Origin of the sequence: Bacillus paramycoides (assembly GCF_038971285.1) — a bacterium.
In the GTDB taxonomy this organism is placed as follows: Bacteria; Bacillota; Bacilli; order Bacillales; family Bacillaceae_G; genus Bacillus_A.
In genome coordinates, this window is sequence record NZ_CP152429.1 from 174037 (window position 1) to 189613 (window position 15577).

Below are 15577 nucleotides of genomic sequence, written 5' to 3' on the forward strand. Positions count from 1 at the left end.
TTCATGTATTTGTGTATTCATTTAACGTTAAAAAACTACATATCTCTCCAACTCTCCTGATGTACAAATCAATTACTCATATTTATTCTCCGCTTATATAAACTTCCTATTTTAATCTATTGTTTTATACAGAAATATACATTTATACCTGTTTAAAGCCAAACAAAAACGGCCTCCTCAAGTTGATTAATTGTGCATAACAAAATAAGCTAAATACACTAATCGGCTCAAAGAAGCCCTTCCAAAATTAAAGTAAGAACAAAACTTACTTCTACAACTCAACTACAACACATAATGTGCGGGAATAAACGGAATCAAATAAACTAACAATATACCTATATATTAAAAATGATGATTTTAACCTTTATTTTCTTCTATATATGAAAAAGACTACTATAGTAGTCCAATGCTATTATTATAGTAATCCTATTTTAAACTTTAATTATATAAATTAGCTATTTGATAAAAGAAAAAATTCTTTTTCAAATCCTGTATTCTCCCAAAAATTCAATGCTAACTTATTATCTAAGTCTACATAGACATGAATCAGAGAGACATTTTCTTGATTCAACCAATTTCTCAAATTTCCGACTAAACTTTGCGCAATTTGCTGCCTCCTATATTCTGATTTCACATAAACTTCCTCTATTTGACCATATAACATATCTGTAACTAGATCTTTCTTTATTGAGCCAATTCCATAACCAATTAGATTATTACTTTCATCAGTTACTACAAAAACTGTACCATATCTGGATTGAATCAATTCCACTAATTGCTCTTCAATTCCTTTTTTATCTCCTTCTTCTAATTCACAATCTGCAGTTTCTATTGCGTTTAGATTCCATAATTCTATTATTTCTTTAATACGCTCTCGATTACCTATTTTTCCATCTAGTTTTTCAATACTAATTTTCATTTGAAATCCCCCTTTTGTTTTTTGTAATAATTGGATAACTTAATTGTTCTCTCATACATTTTTACTCCCTTAAAATTATATATTATACCATTTAATTCCAATCGATCATCCCAATTATATATAAAAAAGTTTCCTGCCATGTAACAGGAAACCTTTTACGCGTTATTAACCTAAAAACCTAAGTGTAAAAAGACAATAAAGCTATTAAATTTTAAAACCTAAAACAAGCATAACCCCGTTCTAAATTTAGGACGGGGTTAAAATATAGTTGTTTAATTTTCGATATAAGGTACTTAACTGTACTCAAAAATATAACAATAAAGTCGTTTAATAAGGGTAGAATCACGTGTATTTTTAGTCAATTCCAATTAAATAATTCAACCCAAAGTTTTATTTTATATTTTTTTAGCTGCGTAATCACCATAATAGTAAGTTCTATCTAAATCATCATATTTAGGAGTAGCAATTATGGTATATTTACCATTTTCATCGACTTCAAACAAAACTACATTATTATATTCCCATCCCACAGAATGATCTGGATTTGAATCATCTACTAACATATCTATGTTGTATATCCCTTTTTTTAATATCCCACTTTTTTGAAAGTCCTCAATTAGATCTTTGGCCTTTGGAATAGGATGTTTATTTTTATTCATGTCAAATTCAAATTGAAAATTCACCACACCTACATACCTGATATTATAATTTTCACGTCGGGGATCACTTGGCATTAATGTAGGTAAAAGTCCAATAGTATCAATCTTTTGAGTCTTTTTAAAATCATCAAGTAGCTCTTGAGAATTATTTATATTTAACTTAATGTTATCGTAAGGAAAGATACGAATAGGGTTATGCCCTTCTAGGACAACTTTATCAGGATATTTCACTAACCCATATTTTTTAATGATCTGTTTCATTACTTGAACTACTTCTGGGTGTTGCTCAATATATGCACCCTTGAATTGTTCGAGATAGATATCGTCACTATCATCTTTTAAGATTTTCAAAGTATCTCTTTCAATCATTAAGAACGGATAAGCACGATATGGCGTTTTCATTTCTACATAAGTTTGATGGCCAATCCCTCCAAACCAATTATTATCTGTCCTAATAACAGAAAACTCATCTTGTATTCCATAGTTTGTTTTTAAGTATTCTTGTATTGGTTGAGTCAGTTGATCTTTAGGGAAATAACATCCATTAAGAATTAGGAATGATGTACTTACTAAGATGACTTGAATCAATCTTTTAATACGCTTCATTTTGCTCCCTACATTTCTAAAATTTTAATAATATTATAACATTTTTTATTCAACTAAACTGCCACGTTGACTTAAGTAGGGGTACAGCCGAGATACGTGTAAAAATAGGTCATAGCCTTACTTTTATTTCCAATCTGATTTAAAATTGGTTTTTTTATCTATTATTTTTTTACTTATTATCATACACCCTAATTACACAATTGAAACAAAGTGTTTTCAGCAACTAATCAATGGCTGATTTGGGCTAACCCATAATAGACAAAACGAAATCTAGTTATAAGTTCAATAGGTTTTATTTAGAAATAAAATACAGCCCATAACCTATTTTTACATGTATCTCGGCTGTACCCAGTTTCAACTATTTTGTCGAAAGAAAATAAAAAGGGGCAATGTTAAGACTTGTAGCGCTTAACCATAAATACACATAAAAAGAAACCCGGCGGTAGTGAATATCAAAAATATTACGGAAAAGTGTATATTAGGAACCAAAAATTTTGCGTGATCTTTATTTTTTTTCAATGCCATGGTTGAAGAAATAATGGCGATAATTAATGGGAGCATTAAGGCATAAATTATATATGTAAGATCACGTCCAGTATCTAAATAGGGTTCACCAGAATGAATATAAATAAGTTCATAATGATAAGCAAAATAAATATACAAAGCTATACAAAATATGAAATTTGCTCCTACGGCAATCCCAAAAGTTGTATCGTTTAATCTTTTCATCTGTCTACTCCTTTAAGTAAAAACTTCCTAATATTACAACAAACAAGAAAATTTTACATCTTAATATTATGTCAAATGCAAATAAAAAAGGGATCAGTCGAGATGTATGTAATTTAAGGTTATGGGCTATACTTTATTTCCATTATCAGATTTCGGTGTAACAAAAAGCTGTTTTACTAATAATGTTAGGAATTATTTTTGATACTGTATTTTGTTACAGCTAGTTCAACGATTAGGATATTTCATATTTTCAAACACAAAACGTAACAAAAACGAACGTTTATGTTACAAATATCTCCGAAAAATAACGTCTGGGAAAAAATGTATCGCTATGATCTATTTTTACACGTATCTCGGCTGTACCCCAAGTACACTTCTTCACAATTTTAATGAAACGATTAATAAAATCACTCCATAATCTGGTCCAATTGCTGAATAACATGACCGGCATTTTTACAACAACTTTATTATGTTTTAAACGACTTTATTGTAAATTAAACAACTTTATTATCTCTATACACTAAGATTCCTACAATCTGAAGAGCTTTAGCATTATCTATATAATAATGTATCTCTAATCCTTTTCTTTCTGCACGAAGTACATTTCCCCTTAATTTTGATAGATGCTGTGAAACAGTAGATTGTGGGAGTCCTAACATTTCCGTTAACTGCGTAACATTACACATTTTATGATGCATTAATTCATTTACAATTTGTAATCGGACCGGGTGTGCCATTACTTTTAAAACATCTACGTCTTCTTCGCGAATTTCAGCTAGATCTCTATCAGTTACTACTGTTTTCATTTCGCATTCTCCTTTATTATTAATCTCTATTTTTCTTATTATCCTTATAAATAGTACTTATAGATGATTGCGATTTGTCCTGTTGTGAAAATATTTTCTCTTCTTAAAACAAAAAGGACACCTATCCTGAAAACATTTTTTCACATAACTTTGATCTATGATTAACACGATTTACTAAGCAAAAGTACTTCTCCTACCCTTTGTTTAAAGCAAATAAAAAATTCTGCTTTTGCCTTCCCGTCCTGAAAAATTGATAAGCAGTATCCCCCATCTCATACTCTACAAAATAATCATTTTATTTCTCAACATGGATTTCTGGAATTAAAATACCAAAAATAGTAATATGAAGTCACCTTCAGTTGTCAATTGTGTCCCTTTTTTGAAAGGCCCTGTCTATAATGACAAGGCCTTTTAAATTTTCCTAACCTAAAATATCCTTTATATTTCGTTTTTTAGTTAACCCTAATAATATGTATGCCTCCTTTAATGTATTAAATCTCTTTTACACTCCTCCATTTAGAGATGCTAAATTAACAAATGATCTATTCAATGTACATTAAGGTACATATATAGGATTTAAAACCATGTAATTTTATGTACAGATTGAATTACTACAAGATGGAAGGTTGGTAGCAAATGTACTCAAGAAAAAAGAGCATTCAATTTGCTTAATGTTATAAAACTACTTGATGTGACATCTGTTGAATGAATTAAAAACATACTCAGGGGGAATTTCAAATGAAAACATTTAGTAAAGTTGTATTAGCGGGCATATTGGCTCTTGGCAGTTTAGCCGCAATGAATGTGGAAACACCTAAAGCTCATGCTGATGGGGCGAGCGAATATTGTCGTTACATTTGCGATCCTAAAGAAACATTAAATAATTTCACAATTCAACTTTCAGATACGACATACAGACTGGGACAAAATATCATTCTACGAGCAATAAATGATAATGCATATGATGTACATTACACAGCATCTTTTGAAAAACACTACGATACTGGTTGGGATTATTATGATGCTGATTTTCACTATGGTTCATTATTAGTAGCTGGAACAAATTTATATGAAGATTTTGATACTAAGACTGGCAATAATAGAGCAATCTCTGAACCAGGAACATATCGCATGAAAATTGAAGTAACACATGCAGATGGACACTTTGATATACTGTAAACAGCGCCAATTACATTAGCAAATTAAATAATAAGGTTGCTTTATATCTTATTGTTTTTATTATCTATCAAATATTTATTCAAAGTACCTAATCTTTTTATTCGTGTTAGGTACTTTGAATAATAGTTTTCTTATTTGGTTTCGTTCCCTATTAATAGGTATTGAAAATGCAGAAATTGATATTCAAACAATATTAAGAGTTAAAAAATAGGAATACCCTCTCTTATAATTGTCCCATTGTTTAAAAACTAAAGGGATTCACTATTGCCATTATTAGTTTACTTCTTTCCATAATGACAATGCAAAAATCCAATTTGGATCCCCATTCCCTTGATAACTCTGAACTGCCTCATACACCTTATCCTCATGAACTACTCTATCTCCTGCTTTATACGCTTTACGCGCATCCCATTGTTCATAAGAGTTTTCTTGTCCTTTTGTTGTAACTGTGATGGCATCACTTTTCATTGATTCATTACCAGATGTATCGACAGCAGATACTACATACTTATATACTGTATTCGCTTGCAAATCTTTGTCCATAAATGCAGTTGTATTAGCAGTACCTATTTCTTTCATGGCCCCTCCAACTTCTCTGTATACAATATAATGGCTCACATCTACATTATCCTCCGATGGACTCCACATTAAATCAATACTACTCGTAGTGGTTCCCATACTGTGTAATCCTTTAGGCTGGGTTGGTGCTTCTGTATCTGGTTTTTCCTCTGTTGTTTTAATAACTAATGCTTCACTTTTCTCAGATATATTTCCTGCAGCATCTACTGCTCTTACTGTATACGTATATTCTGTGTTTGGGTTTAATTTTTTATCAATTACACTTGTACCGACTACAGTATTAATTAGTTCTCCATTACGTAGTACTTGATATTCTTTCACTCCTACATTGTCTGTTGCAGGTTTCCAATTAAATTCTACACTATTTGAAGTAGCTTTTATTACTTGTAGTTCAGATGGCTTGGTTGGTGCCTCTTTATCTGGTTTTTCATCATTTATTAGATTCACATCAATCACATTATAGAAAGCGTTTACAGTATCAGCTACATCCCAAACAGCTAAAATAACATGGTACCCACTACGATTAGTTGGTACATTGATTTTATGTGATAAATTATTAGATGCTTTAGAACCATCGTGTTTTACAGTACCAATTAACTCAAAGTCTGCTCTTGTTAGAGGTTTATTTGGATCCCATCCCTTTTTCGTGATGTAATAGTGCCATTGACTTGTTGAATGAGGAGCTGTGTATTTCCAAGTGAAGGTATTTTCTCCGCCCTTAATCGTATTCTTAAACCATCGATCAGCTGTTTGTTGATCAAGAATCCCACCAAACAGGCCTCCTGCTGAAGCAATTTTCCCGTCTGCTGGTCCACCCTGTGGGAATCCTTTAGGAGCTTCTAAACTTTGCGGTTCATACATTATATTTCCACAATTTGAATTCAGCGCTCCATAATTTTGACTGCATAAAGCTGCACGGCTACCTGGCTTTTCAACAAACCCGTGTGCATAGGCATTTTGAGGAATAAGAGTTGTACTCATAATTCCCACTGCTACTGCAGCAGCACTTAATCCTTTTTTATTTGTTGCCATTTTTCTAAACTGCCCTAGAATTTTTTTATTCATACTACTAGTCCCCTCCTATTGAATTTCTTACTATATTAAGAGCATGGATGTAAGTGAAGGCTAAACACGTATAACTAAAATTAACAATTGAATACAAAATCTCATAATTTCATACTCAACTATTTATTTACCTTCATTACATTCAAATAACCCTATAGTTAAATTATCGCATACCAATTTATTAAACTCGCACAGAAATTATGACAGTTATTGGACTTTTTCCTATAACCCTCTTTTTGTCTTAAAAGTTCTTCTTACTGTAATTTTAGAACAAAAAACGTATTCCCTCTTACAATTACCTATACGAATTTAAGAAATAAATAATTCAAAAGGAAAAATAAAAATATTATACCAATAAATTTCCATTTACTTCTTTTCGTTGGTTTCCCAGCATGTAGTATATAAAAAACAAGGCAATACATGCCATCGCAAATAAAAAAATTTGATAATAATCCATCATCCGTATTCCCCCTCTATCAAAAAAATAAGAAGCCTCTTTTTGAGAGACTTCTTATTTTTAATACAAACGACATACATAGGCTAAATATACACAATAAGATTAGGATGCTGAACCTTATTGCAGCTTTATTATAGCATATAATCATTTACTTTTGTTTAATAATTCCATATTATACAACTTTATCAACATTTGATTGTTTGTTTACATACAATGCACGATAGAAAACAACAAAATATTTACTTATAGAACCAACGTATATAAAAACCAGCCACCATCCCATTCATAGTTTTGAAAAGTTGTCCTCTCCTTCTTTAAGAATACTTTAAACTTCGGATAGATTACCTTATATCGACATCTTATGTATGCAGAATTACATATCAAATCTCATTGAAAATCATTCTCGTTGTAACTATAATAGTTTCAAGAAGTGATATTTTCACTTCCTTTTCAAATCCCACAATATATTAAAGGAGGAACTAGCATTATGAAAAAAGTTATTTTAGCAGGGGCATTAGGAATTGCAGTACTATCAGGTATGAACTTACCAGGAGCAGAGGCACCTAAAGCGAGTGCGGCAACTACAAATTTAGACATTCAAGAAGTTACAAAATATTACTCTATGAGTTCCTATGAAGTTTCTCAAAAAGAATCATTTAATCTTAATAAAGGGGAAGAACTTACAGTCTTTGTACAAAATTCCGGGTTCCCAATTTCTTATACAGTCTTTGATGCAGATGATCAAGTAATTGGCACATACAATGCTAATTCACCATACGGTCGCGTCTTCAAAGCACAAAAAGACGGTAATATTTCTGTTCAATTTCAAGCAGGAGTAAATTCTTCTTACATGAAGAAGATGAATTTCACAGCCAAATTTGCAGTATCTAAATTTAACTAGCAGTAAAAATTTTCACTATCCTCTTTAAAGACAAATTAAAAAGGTATATCCCTTCCATGGGATATACCTTTAACTTTAGTGAATTTTATATTGACCAGATAACTGCTCTTGCGCCATACGAACTAAACGTTTTGTAATTTCTCCACCTACTGAACCATTTGCTCTTGCTGTTGAATCCGGTCCAAGTGTAACACCAAACTCCTGAGCAATTTCATATTTCATTTGTTCAATTGCACTTGCTGCAGCTGCTATTAAGATTTCGTTTGAATTATTATTTTCACGTATTTGCATTTTTTAAACACCTCCGTTGAATTTGGTAATATCATGCTCTATTTCCAACAAAATATGCAAAAAAATTATTCGTTTAGCCATTTTACATATATACCTAAGCTGTAAACTTAGACCCTTTTAGCCTTATTTCTGCAATTGTCTTAAATTCATATGAAGTAGCGCAGTAAATAAGTGTTAACAAAAAATTTTTGTATTAAAAAAATGCAAAAATACATACTCCCCCCAAAACTATATGCACTTAAATATTCATATAGTAAAATAATTAATACAAGAGTGCCCTATACAACAGATTTCCTTAAGAAGCTTGATATATTATTTATCATAGAATTGGTGTGACCTTAATATCTCACTTAGCTCTTTAATATTTTGATATTAACAATATGGTGTTAAAATATCCCTACTTTATAGCTACACCTATATATAAGCCAAGGATTCAATTACAGAACGATTTTCATCAATAGTAAACGAAAACATGTCAAACAAAAAGAAACCCAACTATTTATTACTTTTTGTATAGATGTATTAAAAGATTATAGGAGAAATATATATGCTAAAAAAAAGAAATAGATTTATGTTTGCTTTACCTACAATTTCTTTTGTTTTTCTTATTTTATTAGGAACATTTTTATTTGTTATACCATTAGATCTATTCTTACCTGAAATACAAAAAAACCCAATAACAGAAGCACCTCTTATTCTGCAAGTTTTATTGGGGGTATTAGCGGCACCTATATATGAAACAATAGTTTTTCAAGTATTTTTATTTTGGGTATTAAGTTGGATTCCTTATATTAAAGATCGCGATTACCTTATCATTTTAATGGCATCAATTATATTTGGATTAAATCATCAATATGGAATCACTTATATAGTTGGTACAACAATAATTGGTCTTTTATATAACTATGCTTATTGGGTATATAAAAAAAAGAATGAAAAATATCAGGTTACAATGTCTGCTTTTGGAGTTGCTTTTTTGATTCACTTATTACATAATTCTATTGCTTTTATAGCATCAAATTTATAAGTTTAAAGATAATATAGATTAATGAATTATGTTTGTACTTATTTAAGGTAAGAGACACGAAATAAATATTAGAGAGTGCCCTGTCAGGTAGACAGTATTTTCAAAGCGCAACTAAGCCACCTGAGTCCATACAAATATAGACTCAGGTGGCTTAATTTCTTCTAGTTCTTTAATACCTACAGTTTCGAATTATTTCATCCAACGACTTACAATAGGATATTAAATCTCTAATTCTTTCGCAACAGGTTTATCCCTTATACCTTCTTTTAAGTATAAACGCACTTCTTTTTTGGGGGATTTTATATAGCGAGTAATTCTAATTTAACTCATAGAAAAATCCCCTTCATAGTAAACAGGTTAATGTGTTTTCTTTTTCCTATCTACTATAAGGGGGAGTATAGCATAGCTTCTTTTTTGTAAAAGATCTACGATTCTAGTGCAGTAATTAATTGCTGACGTTCTTTATCTCTAAAAATTTTAATTTCATGTTTGAATTCATAATTTCCTTCTTCAAATCTAACCCATTCCTTACTTGTCCAATATACAACATCTACATTTGCATCTAAAATTACCGAACATATTCCTACTAATTCTTCTTGGTAAAATGGCGCTTCTTTTGCTAGTTCAAAAGCTAGTACTTTTGGATCCTTACTTTTAATTTGAAGTTCTCTTGAAGTTTGCCCTAAATACTGCCATGGGGATTGTAGGGATTGCACATGAATATTTTGAATTTCTTTAAACTGTGATGAAGAATGTATTGTAGCAGCAAATGTAGGTTTGCTTACTCCTATTGTTGTGCCTAAAACTATAGAACCAATAATAAGTTTTTTAATCATATTTTCAGCCCCTTTAATTATTTTGGATATGCTTCATTTTTATACCATGTTTATGTTCATGTAAATGAAGATGATTTTACATGATTCATCATTTTTTTCAAAAACTGTATATTAATTAATCATTATAAATTTACCCAAAACAAAAAAAGTTTCCTCTTGGAAACTTTTTTGTTTTGGGTATACATTCTATGTATAAAAATTAGTTTTAAAAATATTTACTTATTTGTTGATAAAATTGTATATGGATATTGTTCCTACTATTATCTACACACATCTCATGCAAAGCCTCACTACAACATAAACAGATTCATCTTATGACCGCGTTTCTTCTTGCGAAATTAAGATAGCTGGTTTGGGAATCATAGAATTACTTTCTTTCTCAGCCCTATTATTCTGTTCTTTTACCTAAAATTCCAATATCCCCATTACTTCTTTCGTAAATATTTTAAAATCAGTTAAATGTTTTTCGATAATTTGACGAACAATATCTAAATTTACACTTTGATAATCATGAACAGCAATATTACGAAATCCAACCATCGCCTTTAACTTATTTGCTAGATCTGCGCTAAGTAATCCTGCTGTAACCAATAAGTCAAAGGCCTCTCGACTAGATTGGGGTAGTCCTAATTTTTTCCCTGCAACAATATGCATTGCTAAATCAATACTCGCTTCACAAGCTCTTTGTATGTTCAATATTATTGAATCTTGTTTTGTAAAGTCCTCTAAATTTTCAGGGTCATTTCCATATACATCTTGGATTCTTTTTATACAACGCTCTATTGTAGAAATTTTATTTAAAATAACCTCATTCTTCATATATAGAACCTCTTTTCTTTATATTATCAAATACAATCTGTCGTTCTTCATTCAACTTTGAATACATTTTTAAGGTTTTCATTTCAAAAATAACCTTACGTTTTTCATCCGAACAAAATATTGTCTTTCCTGTATGTATAATCTGAGCTTGAAAAACTGTAGAAGCTTCGGATAAATCAACTAAATCAACATCTCTATGAACAATGTTAGCTAAATCCTGTGCTAATAAAAAACGTTCATAGTTCCCTAAAGTTGTGTCACTTAAATAAGCTATATCAATATCACTATCTTCTCGTTCTCTGTTCTCAGCCGTTGAGCCAAACACAATTATCCAATAGGGATTCACCGTCTCTTGTAATTTTTCTATAATAGCTGTTATCATGCTTTGAAAAATCATCTCATTAATCCCCCTTAGTATACTTGAATTTTATTATATCATAACCAATCATCAAGCCTTTAAACTACTACAAATACTTAAACAAAACTAGAAGCTTATTTCTGGCCTAAAATTATTATAGTTCAGGAATAGGTATGTTGTAGCTTTGAATCTTAAATAATTGTTTATAATCCAACACTTCGCCTTTTAAATTTCTTTTATATTTTCTTCTTGCAAAAGCAAAAGACTGACAATAACTGTCAGCCTCTTACCTTTATAACTCTGAAGAACTTTAGCCTATTTTAATATACATTCTAATAATTTGAGGATATATTGCTCTAACAAAGACTTATATATATTAATCCACCTTTAATTTTTCTTTTACCTTTGTAGGGAGTTCGTCTTTCTTAACCTCTTCCCAAGATTTCACACCTTTTTTCTCAGAGTAATATATACGTAAAAATGCTTCTTTACGAAGGTTTTTTAACGCTGTAAACTCCATTTCTTTCTCTTTACCATCCTTATCAAATCCAGTTAATTTATATTGGTAAGTCGTATCCCCATTTACATTTTTCTCTTTTAATTTTTCACCATCTTTGGTAATTTGTACATAATGTGTATCTGTACCAAGACGGTTTAGGTTACAACCTGTTAATATTACTGTCAAGAAAACAAAAACACTACACATAAGTACTATTCGTTTCATATTACTCACCTCATATCTTTTCTCACAAAAATTATATCCTAATCTATTTGCTGCCAAAATTCATTTCCATTACGCTAACATTACGTTTTTGTAAGGTAGTAAAAACAGCATAAAATTAAAAGGATATGAATTCATATTTCTATTGAATCCATATCCTTTGTTCTTATTGAGTAAACTATTTTACCTCATTCTAAATAGGAGGTATTTTTATTATTCTGGGAAAATGAAATTAGAGTTCCCTTCACTATTTTCGGACTCCTCTTTCGGGAACGTAATAGTAGAACCTTGATTTCCTTTATTTATTTCTTGTTCTTCAGGAAATACAATGGAAGAATCATTCCCTAAGTTTGGTGAAAAACCAAGTTTAGATAAAATGGCTTTTAAGTCAGGTAAAACACCAATTTTATCAGAGACTGGATCGTTAGATTTCGTTCCAGTACTAGGGTCGCTTAAAATATTCCTAAGCTGGCTTGGTGTATATACTTTTCCCTTATTATTTTTTGCAATTCCTTGAATTGATGCAGCAGCACCAGCAATAATAGGTGATGCGCTAGATGTTCCACTAAAGCTAGAAGTATATAGATTTGTTGTAAATTCACTTGGTTTAGCATCTGTTGTATCTACTGCATTCCCCCATCCATACACGTCTACTCTACTACCATAATTAGAGAAATATGAACGCTTATGAGGAACTCTTGCAGAAGCTGCCCCAACCATAATTGCCCCTGAATCTTTAAAATCAGGACTATTACGATTTAAAACTTGTTTACCATTACGGTCTCTAAATTGATCTAAATCATTTCCGCCGTTTGAACCTGCTTCAATAATAATAATCCCCTTATTTGTTCCCAGACGAATTGCATCAAATATATCCGGTTTTACTTCTACAGGGAAATAATTCTTATCTCCATATCCATCGTAAGTTGCTTGGGCTTCTAATAAAAGAATATCTCCAGCTTGCATATTGTTAACTGCACTTAATATAGCATCAGCTGTATTATAATTTCCGTTATCCCTAATTTGAGATACAACCTTTACCTTAGCTTTGGGTGCGATTCCAATTCCGCCTATGTTATTATCCTCTGCCGAAACAATTCCTAAGACTGAAGTACCATGATCATGGTGCTCGCTTTTATTCTGTCCAGATATCAATTCAATCTTTTGATTCACTAAATCCTCATGACTAAATAACCACCCATACTCCATATCTACGAATGTAGTCCCTTTTCCATCCCCACCTTTTATGCTCCAGGCATAAGGTGCATTAATTCCTAATGGTGCTGGTTCAAGATAACCTTGTCTTGTAAGTCTAGGCTCATCATATGGGTTAACAGATAAATTTGGTAAACGCTCTGCTGGTGACGCCTCTTCTTCCTGTAAATACGCTGTTTCAACAAGAGATGATTTCTCAATTTTTGTAAGTAACGCTTGTACATCAATACCATCTTGAGTTTCTACAATATAGTAGTTTAGCAAATTAGAAGAAATATGATCAGAATCTTTTATTTCTTTACCTAGATTTTTAATTTCTTTAGGATTTAAAGAATTAAAAAGTCGATTTATAGTTACATTTGGATATTCAGCTAAAATTCCAATGAATTCAGGATCTTGTTTTTCTTCTCTAATGAATTTTTCTATTCCATCCTGATATGGTAAATTCACTTCATTTTTAAATTTTAAAATTAATTGTTTAGTAGCTTGCTTATGTACAGTAGAATTCAATTGCTTATTTGAATAATTGTAAGTAGCTGCGTAGGCAACTTCTGATTTTTCACTTGGAAGTATACCACCTACTCCATTAAATGCTGTTAATGCAATTGAAGAAACTAGAATTCCCTTAAAAATTTTCAAAACGCGCACCTCTTTTTATTAATATGTAATTATAAAAAAATGTATATTACCTAATTTCTTTCTAGAAATATATTTTATATGTAGGTCTATATTTTCAACTCCATTCATTCTTAAATATTTGTTTATACATCATTCATAGAACTAGCTCATGTCAATCCAATCTATTAATTCAGTTACAAACCTGCAACTATTATAGTTACAGGTTTAATGAATAGTCAACCTTATATGTAATTTTGCATTGAAAATCATAGATACTTCTATAAACTTACCCCTAATTATTGTAAGAACGATTGAGCTTCTATCATTTTAAGTAACTGCATATATGTAATATAAAACATATATGGGGGGTTAAAACGTGGTAATTTCAAGACAAGATTCTTGGACTAATGATAACGATTTACTTCTCGCATCAACAGTACTTCAGTATATTCGTAACGGTGGAACACAGTTAGCTGCATTCAAAGAAGTAGCAAAACTACTAGCTAGAACACCCGCAGCTTGTGGATTTCGTTGGAATTCATATGTGAGAAAACAATACCAAGACGAAATACAACAAGCCAAACAACACCGAAAAGTGGGAAACAGCATTCCTCTCTCCCAACCAGAAAAAGAAACAAACTCTTTGTCTAATACATTAGATGACATTATTCTCTTTCTACAAAATTATAAAGATGTAAATGAATTGACAATTTTACAAAATCAAATTGAAGATTTAGAAGCTGAGAATCAATCCCTTCTACAACGTTTAACTATGTATGAAGAAGAGTATCGTATGTTACTTAATCATATTGATAGGTCAAGGAGTTTAGTTGTAATTGATTAACAGAAGCAGTAACTTACTTTTATATACTTAGGTTTTAACCTAAAAAATTACTATATATGAATTAATTTTAAATACTAATAAATAAAGTGCACATTTACTACTAATAAACGTGCACTTTGCTTAATTCTTAAAACATAAAATTTAATTTTCAACTCATTAACAATATTAAAATTAAGATGTTTGTTTTATAGGTATTTCTCTACTTCTATTCTCAATAAGTCTATCTAATAGTAAGTAAACAAATCCAGAAATAATACAACCCACACCTAAGATTGTAAATAACATATGTCCTAAAAGCTGCTCCAGTAATACACCCTCTAGTAGAGGTCCAAATACATTACCTGTGATTCATTGCATATAAGTCCTTCTCAAATGTTCTGGAGCTATATTAGCGACGAATGTCATTTGGACAGGTGACATAATCATTTCCCCTACTGTATAAGCTATTAATAATGAGCCTAGAATAATTAAATCATTTGCGTCTATTACATCAAACCACTTTGAAATAGGAAATTGGAAACATACAACCAATAAGCCATTTAAAGTCCTTAAATATGGAAATGAATTAATATTTCCAAAAATAATTGTATCCTCATTACTAAAATGAAGTGGTAACATACCTTCCGATTGTGAGAATCTCATAAATATAATGATTCCCGTCACTATATAAAATAGAAATATTCTATCTCTTATAACAACTCTTAACGTAAATCTTATTGACTGTTTATGTGTTTCCTCATGTATCATTATATTTTTAGGTTTTGTTTCCTTTAGAAACAATAACATTAATATTGTATAAAATAGCATGGTTCCAGAAGTAATCAAAAATATGACATCTTTTGATACAACCACAACTGCTGCACCAATTATAGGGCCTATCGTAGCTCCTATATTATGAGCCATTCTAAGTAAGTGTACTTTCATTCTAGTATTCTATATTTTAAGAAC

At 30.7% G+C, this 15577-nt stretch carries 15 protein-coding genes and 1 pseudogene; 4 read left to right on the forward strand and 12 right to left on the reverse strand.

The genetic code is table 11. The features are described from left to right. Positions 1-451: 451 nt before the first annotated feature. The 4 genes from AAG068_RS28535 to AAG068_RS28550 all read right to left on the reverse strand — a co-directional run bounded on the left by AAG068_RS28535 (position 452) and on the right by AAG068_RS28550 (position 3719). A complete protein-coding gene (locus tag AAG068_RS28535; RefSeq protein ID WP_046956037.1) occupies positions 452-919 on the reverse strand; it encodes a GNAT family N-acetyltransferase in 468 nt (155 codons plus the stop codon). A 395-nt stretch (positions 920-1314) separates the two neighbouring features. Further along, positions 1315-2184, reverse strand: a complete 870-nt coding sequence (locus AAG068_RS28540; RefSeq protein ID WP_342719913.1) for a hypothetical protein — start codon at positions 2182-2184, stop codon at positions 1315-1317. Between the two features lie 408 nt (positions 2185-2592). Further along, the gene (locus AAG068_RS28545; protein ID WP_342719914.1) at positions 2593-2913 is read right to left on the reverse strand and encodes a hypothetical protein; all 321 of its coding nucleotides are present in this window, start codon (positions 2911-2913) and stop codon (positions 2593-2595) included. Between the two features lie 494 nt (positions 2914-3407). Continuing rightward, positions 3408-3719: an ArsR/SmtB family transcription factor gene (locus AAG068_RS28550; protein ID WP_342719915.1), complete on the reverse strand. Its 312-nt coding sequence runs from the start codon at positions 3717-3719 to the stop codon at positions 3408-3410. A 738-nt stretch (positions 3720-4457) separates the two neighbouring features. Between AAG068_RS28550 and AAG068_RS28555 the strand changes: the two genes are divergently transcribed. Then, a complete protein-coding gene (locus AAG068_RS28555) occupies positions 4458-4898 on the forward strand; it encodes a hypothetical protein (protein WP_342719916.1) in 441 nt (146 codons plus the stop codon). Positions 4899-5171: 273 nt separating this feature from the next. Here AAG068_RS28555 and AAG068_RS28560 read toward each other — a convergent pair whose 3' ends face one another. Next, positions 5172-6542: a lytic polysaccharide monooxygenase gene (locus AAG068_RS28560; protein ID WP_342719917.1), complete on the reverse strand. Its 1371-nt coding sequence runs from the start codon at positions 6540-6542 to the stop codon at positions 5172-5174. 944 nt (positions 6543-7486) lie between these two features. On the opposite strand from AAG068_RS28560, the gene AAG068_RS28565 reads away from it, so the two are divergent. Further along, a complete protein-coding gene (locus tag AAG068_RS28565; RefSeq protein WP_087995131.1) occupies positions 7487-7900 on the forward strand; it encodes a hypothetical protein in 414 nt (137 codons plus the stop codon). Positions 7901-7975: 75 nt separating this feature from the next. Here AAG068_RS28565 and AAG068_RS28570 read toward each other — a convergent pair whose 3' ends face one another. Continuing rightward, complete coding sequence (locus AAG068_RS28570; protein ID WP_001167047.1) at positions 7976-8191, reverse strand: alpha/beta-type small acid-soluble spore protein; 216 nt, start codon at positions 8189-8191, stop codon at positions 7976-7978. Positions 8192-8738: 547 nt separating this feature from the next. On the opposite strand from AAG068_RS28570, the gene AAG068_RS28575 reads away from it, so the two are divergent. Then, a complete protein-coding gene (locus AAG068_RS28575; protein ID WP_342719918.1) occupies positions 8739-9218 on the forward strand; it encodes a CPBP family intramembrane glutamic endopeptidase in 480 nt (159 codons plus the stop codon). Between the two features lie 425 nt (positions 9219-9643). On the opposite strand, the gene AAG068_RS28580 is transcribed toward AAG068_RS28575, so the two are convergent. From AAG068_RS28580 to AAG068_RS28600, 5 genes are all read right to left on the reverse strand, one after another. Further along, entirely contained in the window at positions 9644-10054 is a 411-nt protein-coding gene (locus tag AAG068_RS28580; protein WP_342719919.1) for a hypothetical protein, read from the reverse strand. A gap of 405 nt (positions 10055-10459) precedes the next feature. Then, entirely contained in the window at positions 10460-10873 is a 414-nt protein-coding gene (gene hepT / locus AAG068_RS28585) for a type VII toxin-antitoxin system HepT family RNase toxin (RefSeq protein WP_342719921.1), read from the reverse strand. Then, entirely contained in the window at positions 10863-11270 is a 408-nt protein-coding gene (gene mntA, locus AAG068_RS28590; protein WP_342719922.1) for a type VII toxin-antitoxin system MntA family adenylyltransferase antitoxin, read from the reverse strand. Before mntA ends, hepT begins: the two co-directional genes overlap by 11 nt. A gap of 337 nt (positions 11271-11607) precedes the next feature. Beyond that, positions 11608-11955 (reverse strand): YxeA family protein, encoded by a 348-nt coding sequence (locus tag AAG068_RS28595; RefSeq protein ID WP_342719923.1) that lies wholly within the window; start codon positions 11953-11955, stop codon positions 11608-11610. 210 nt (positions 11956-12165) lie between these two features. Next, a complete protein-coding gene (locus AAG068_RS28600) occupies positions 12166-13806 on the reverse strand; it encodes a S8 family peptidase (protein WP_342719924.1) in 1641 nt (546 codons plus the stop codon). 355 nt (positions 13807-14161) lie between these two features. Between AAG068_RS28600 and AAG068_RS28605 the strand changes: the two genes are divergently transcribed. Further along, a complete protein-coding gene (locus tag AAG068_RS28605) occupies positions 14162-14629 on the forward strand; it encodes an RsfA family transcriptional regulator (RefSeq protein ID WP_342719925.1) in 468 nt (155 codons plus the stop codon). Positions 14630-14800: 171 nt separating this feature from the next. Here AAG068_RS28605 and AAG068_RS28610 read toward each other — a convergent pair. Beyond that, positions 14801-15541, reverse strand: a pseudogene (locus AAG068_RS28610) (MFS transporter); the annotation flags it as partial. Positions 15542-15577 lie beyond the last annotated feature (36 nt).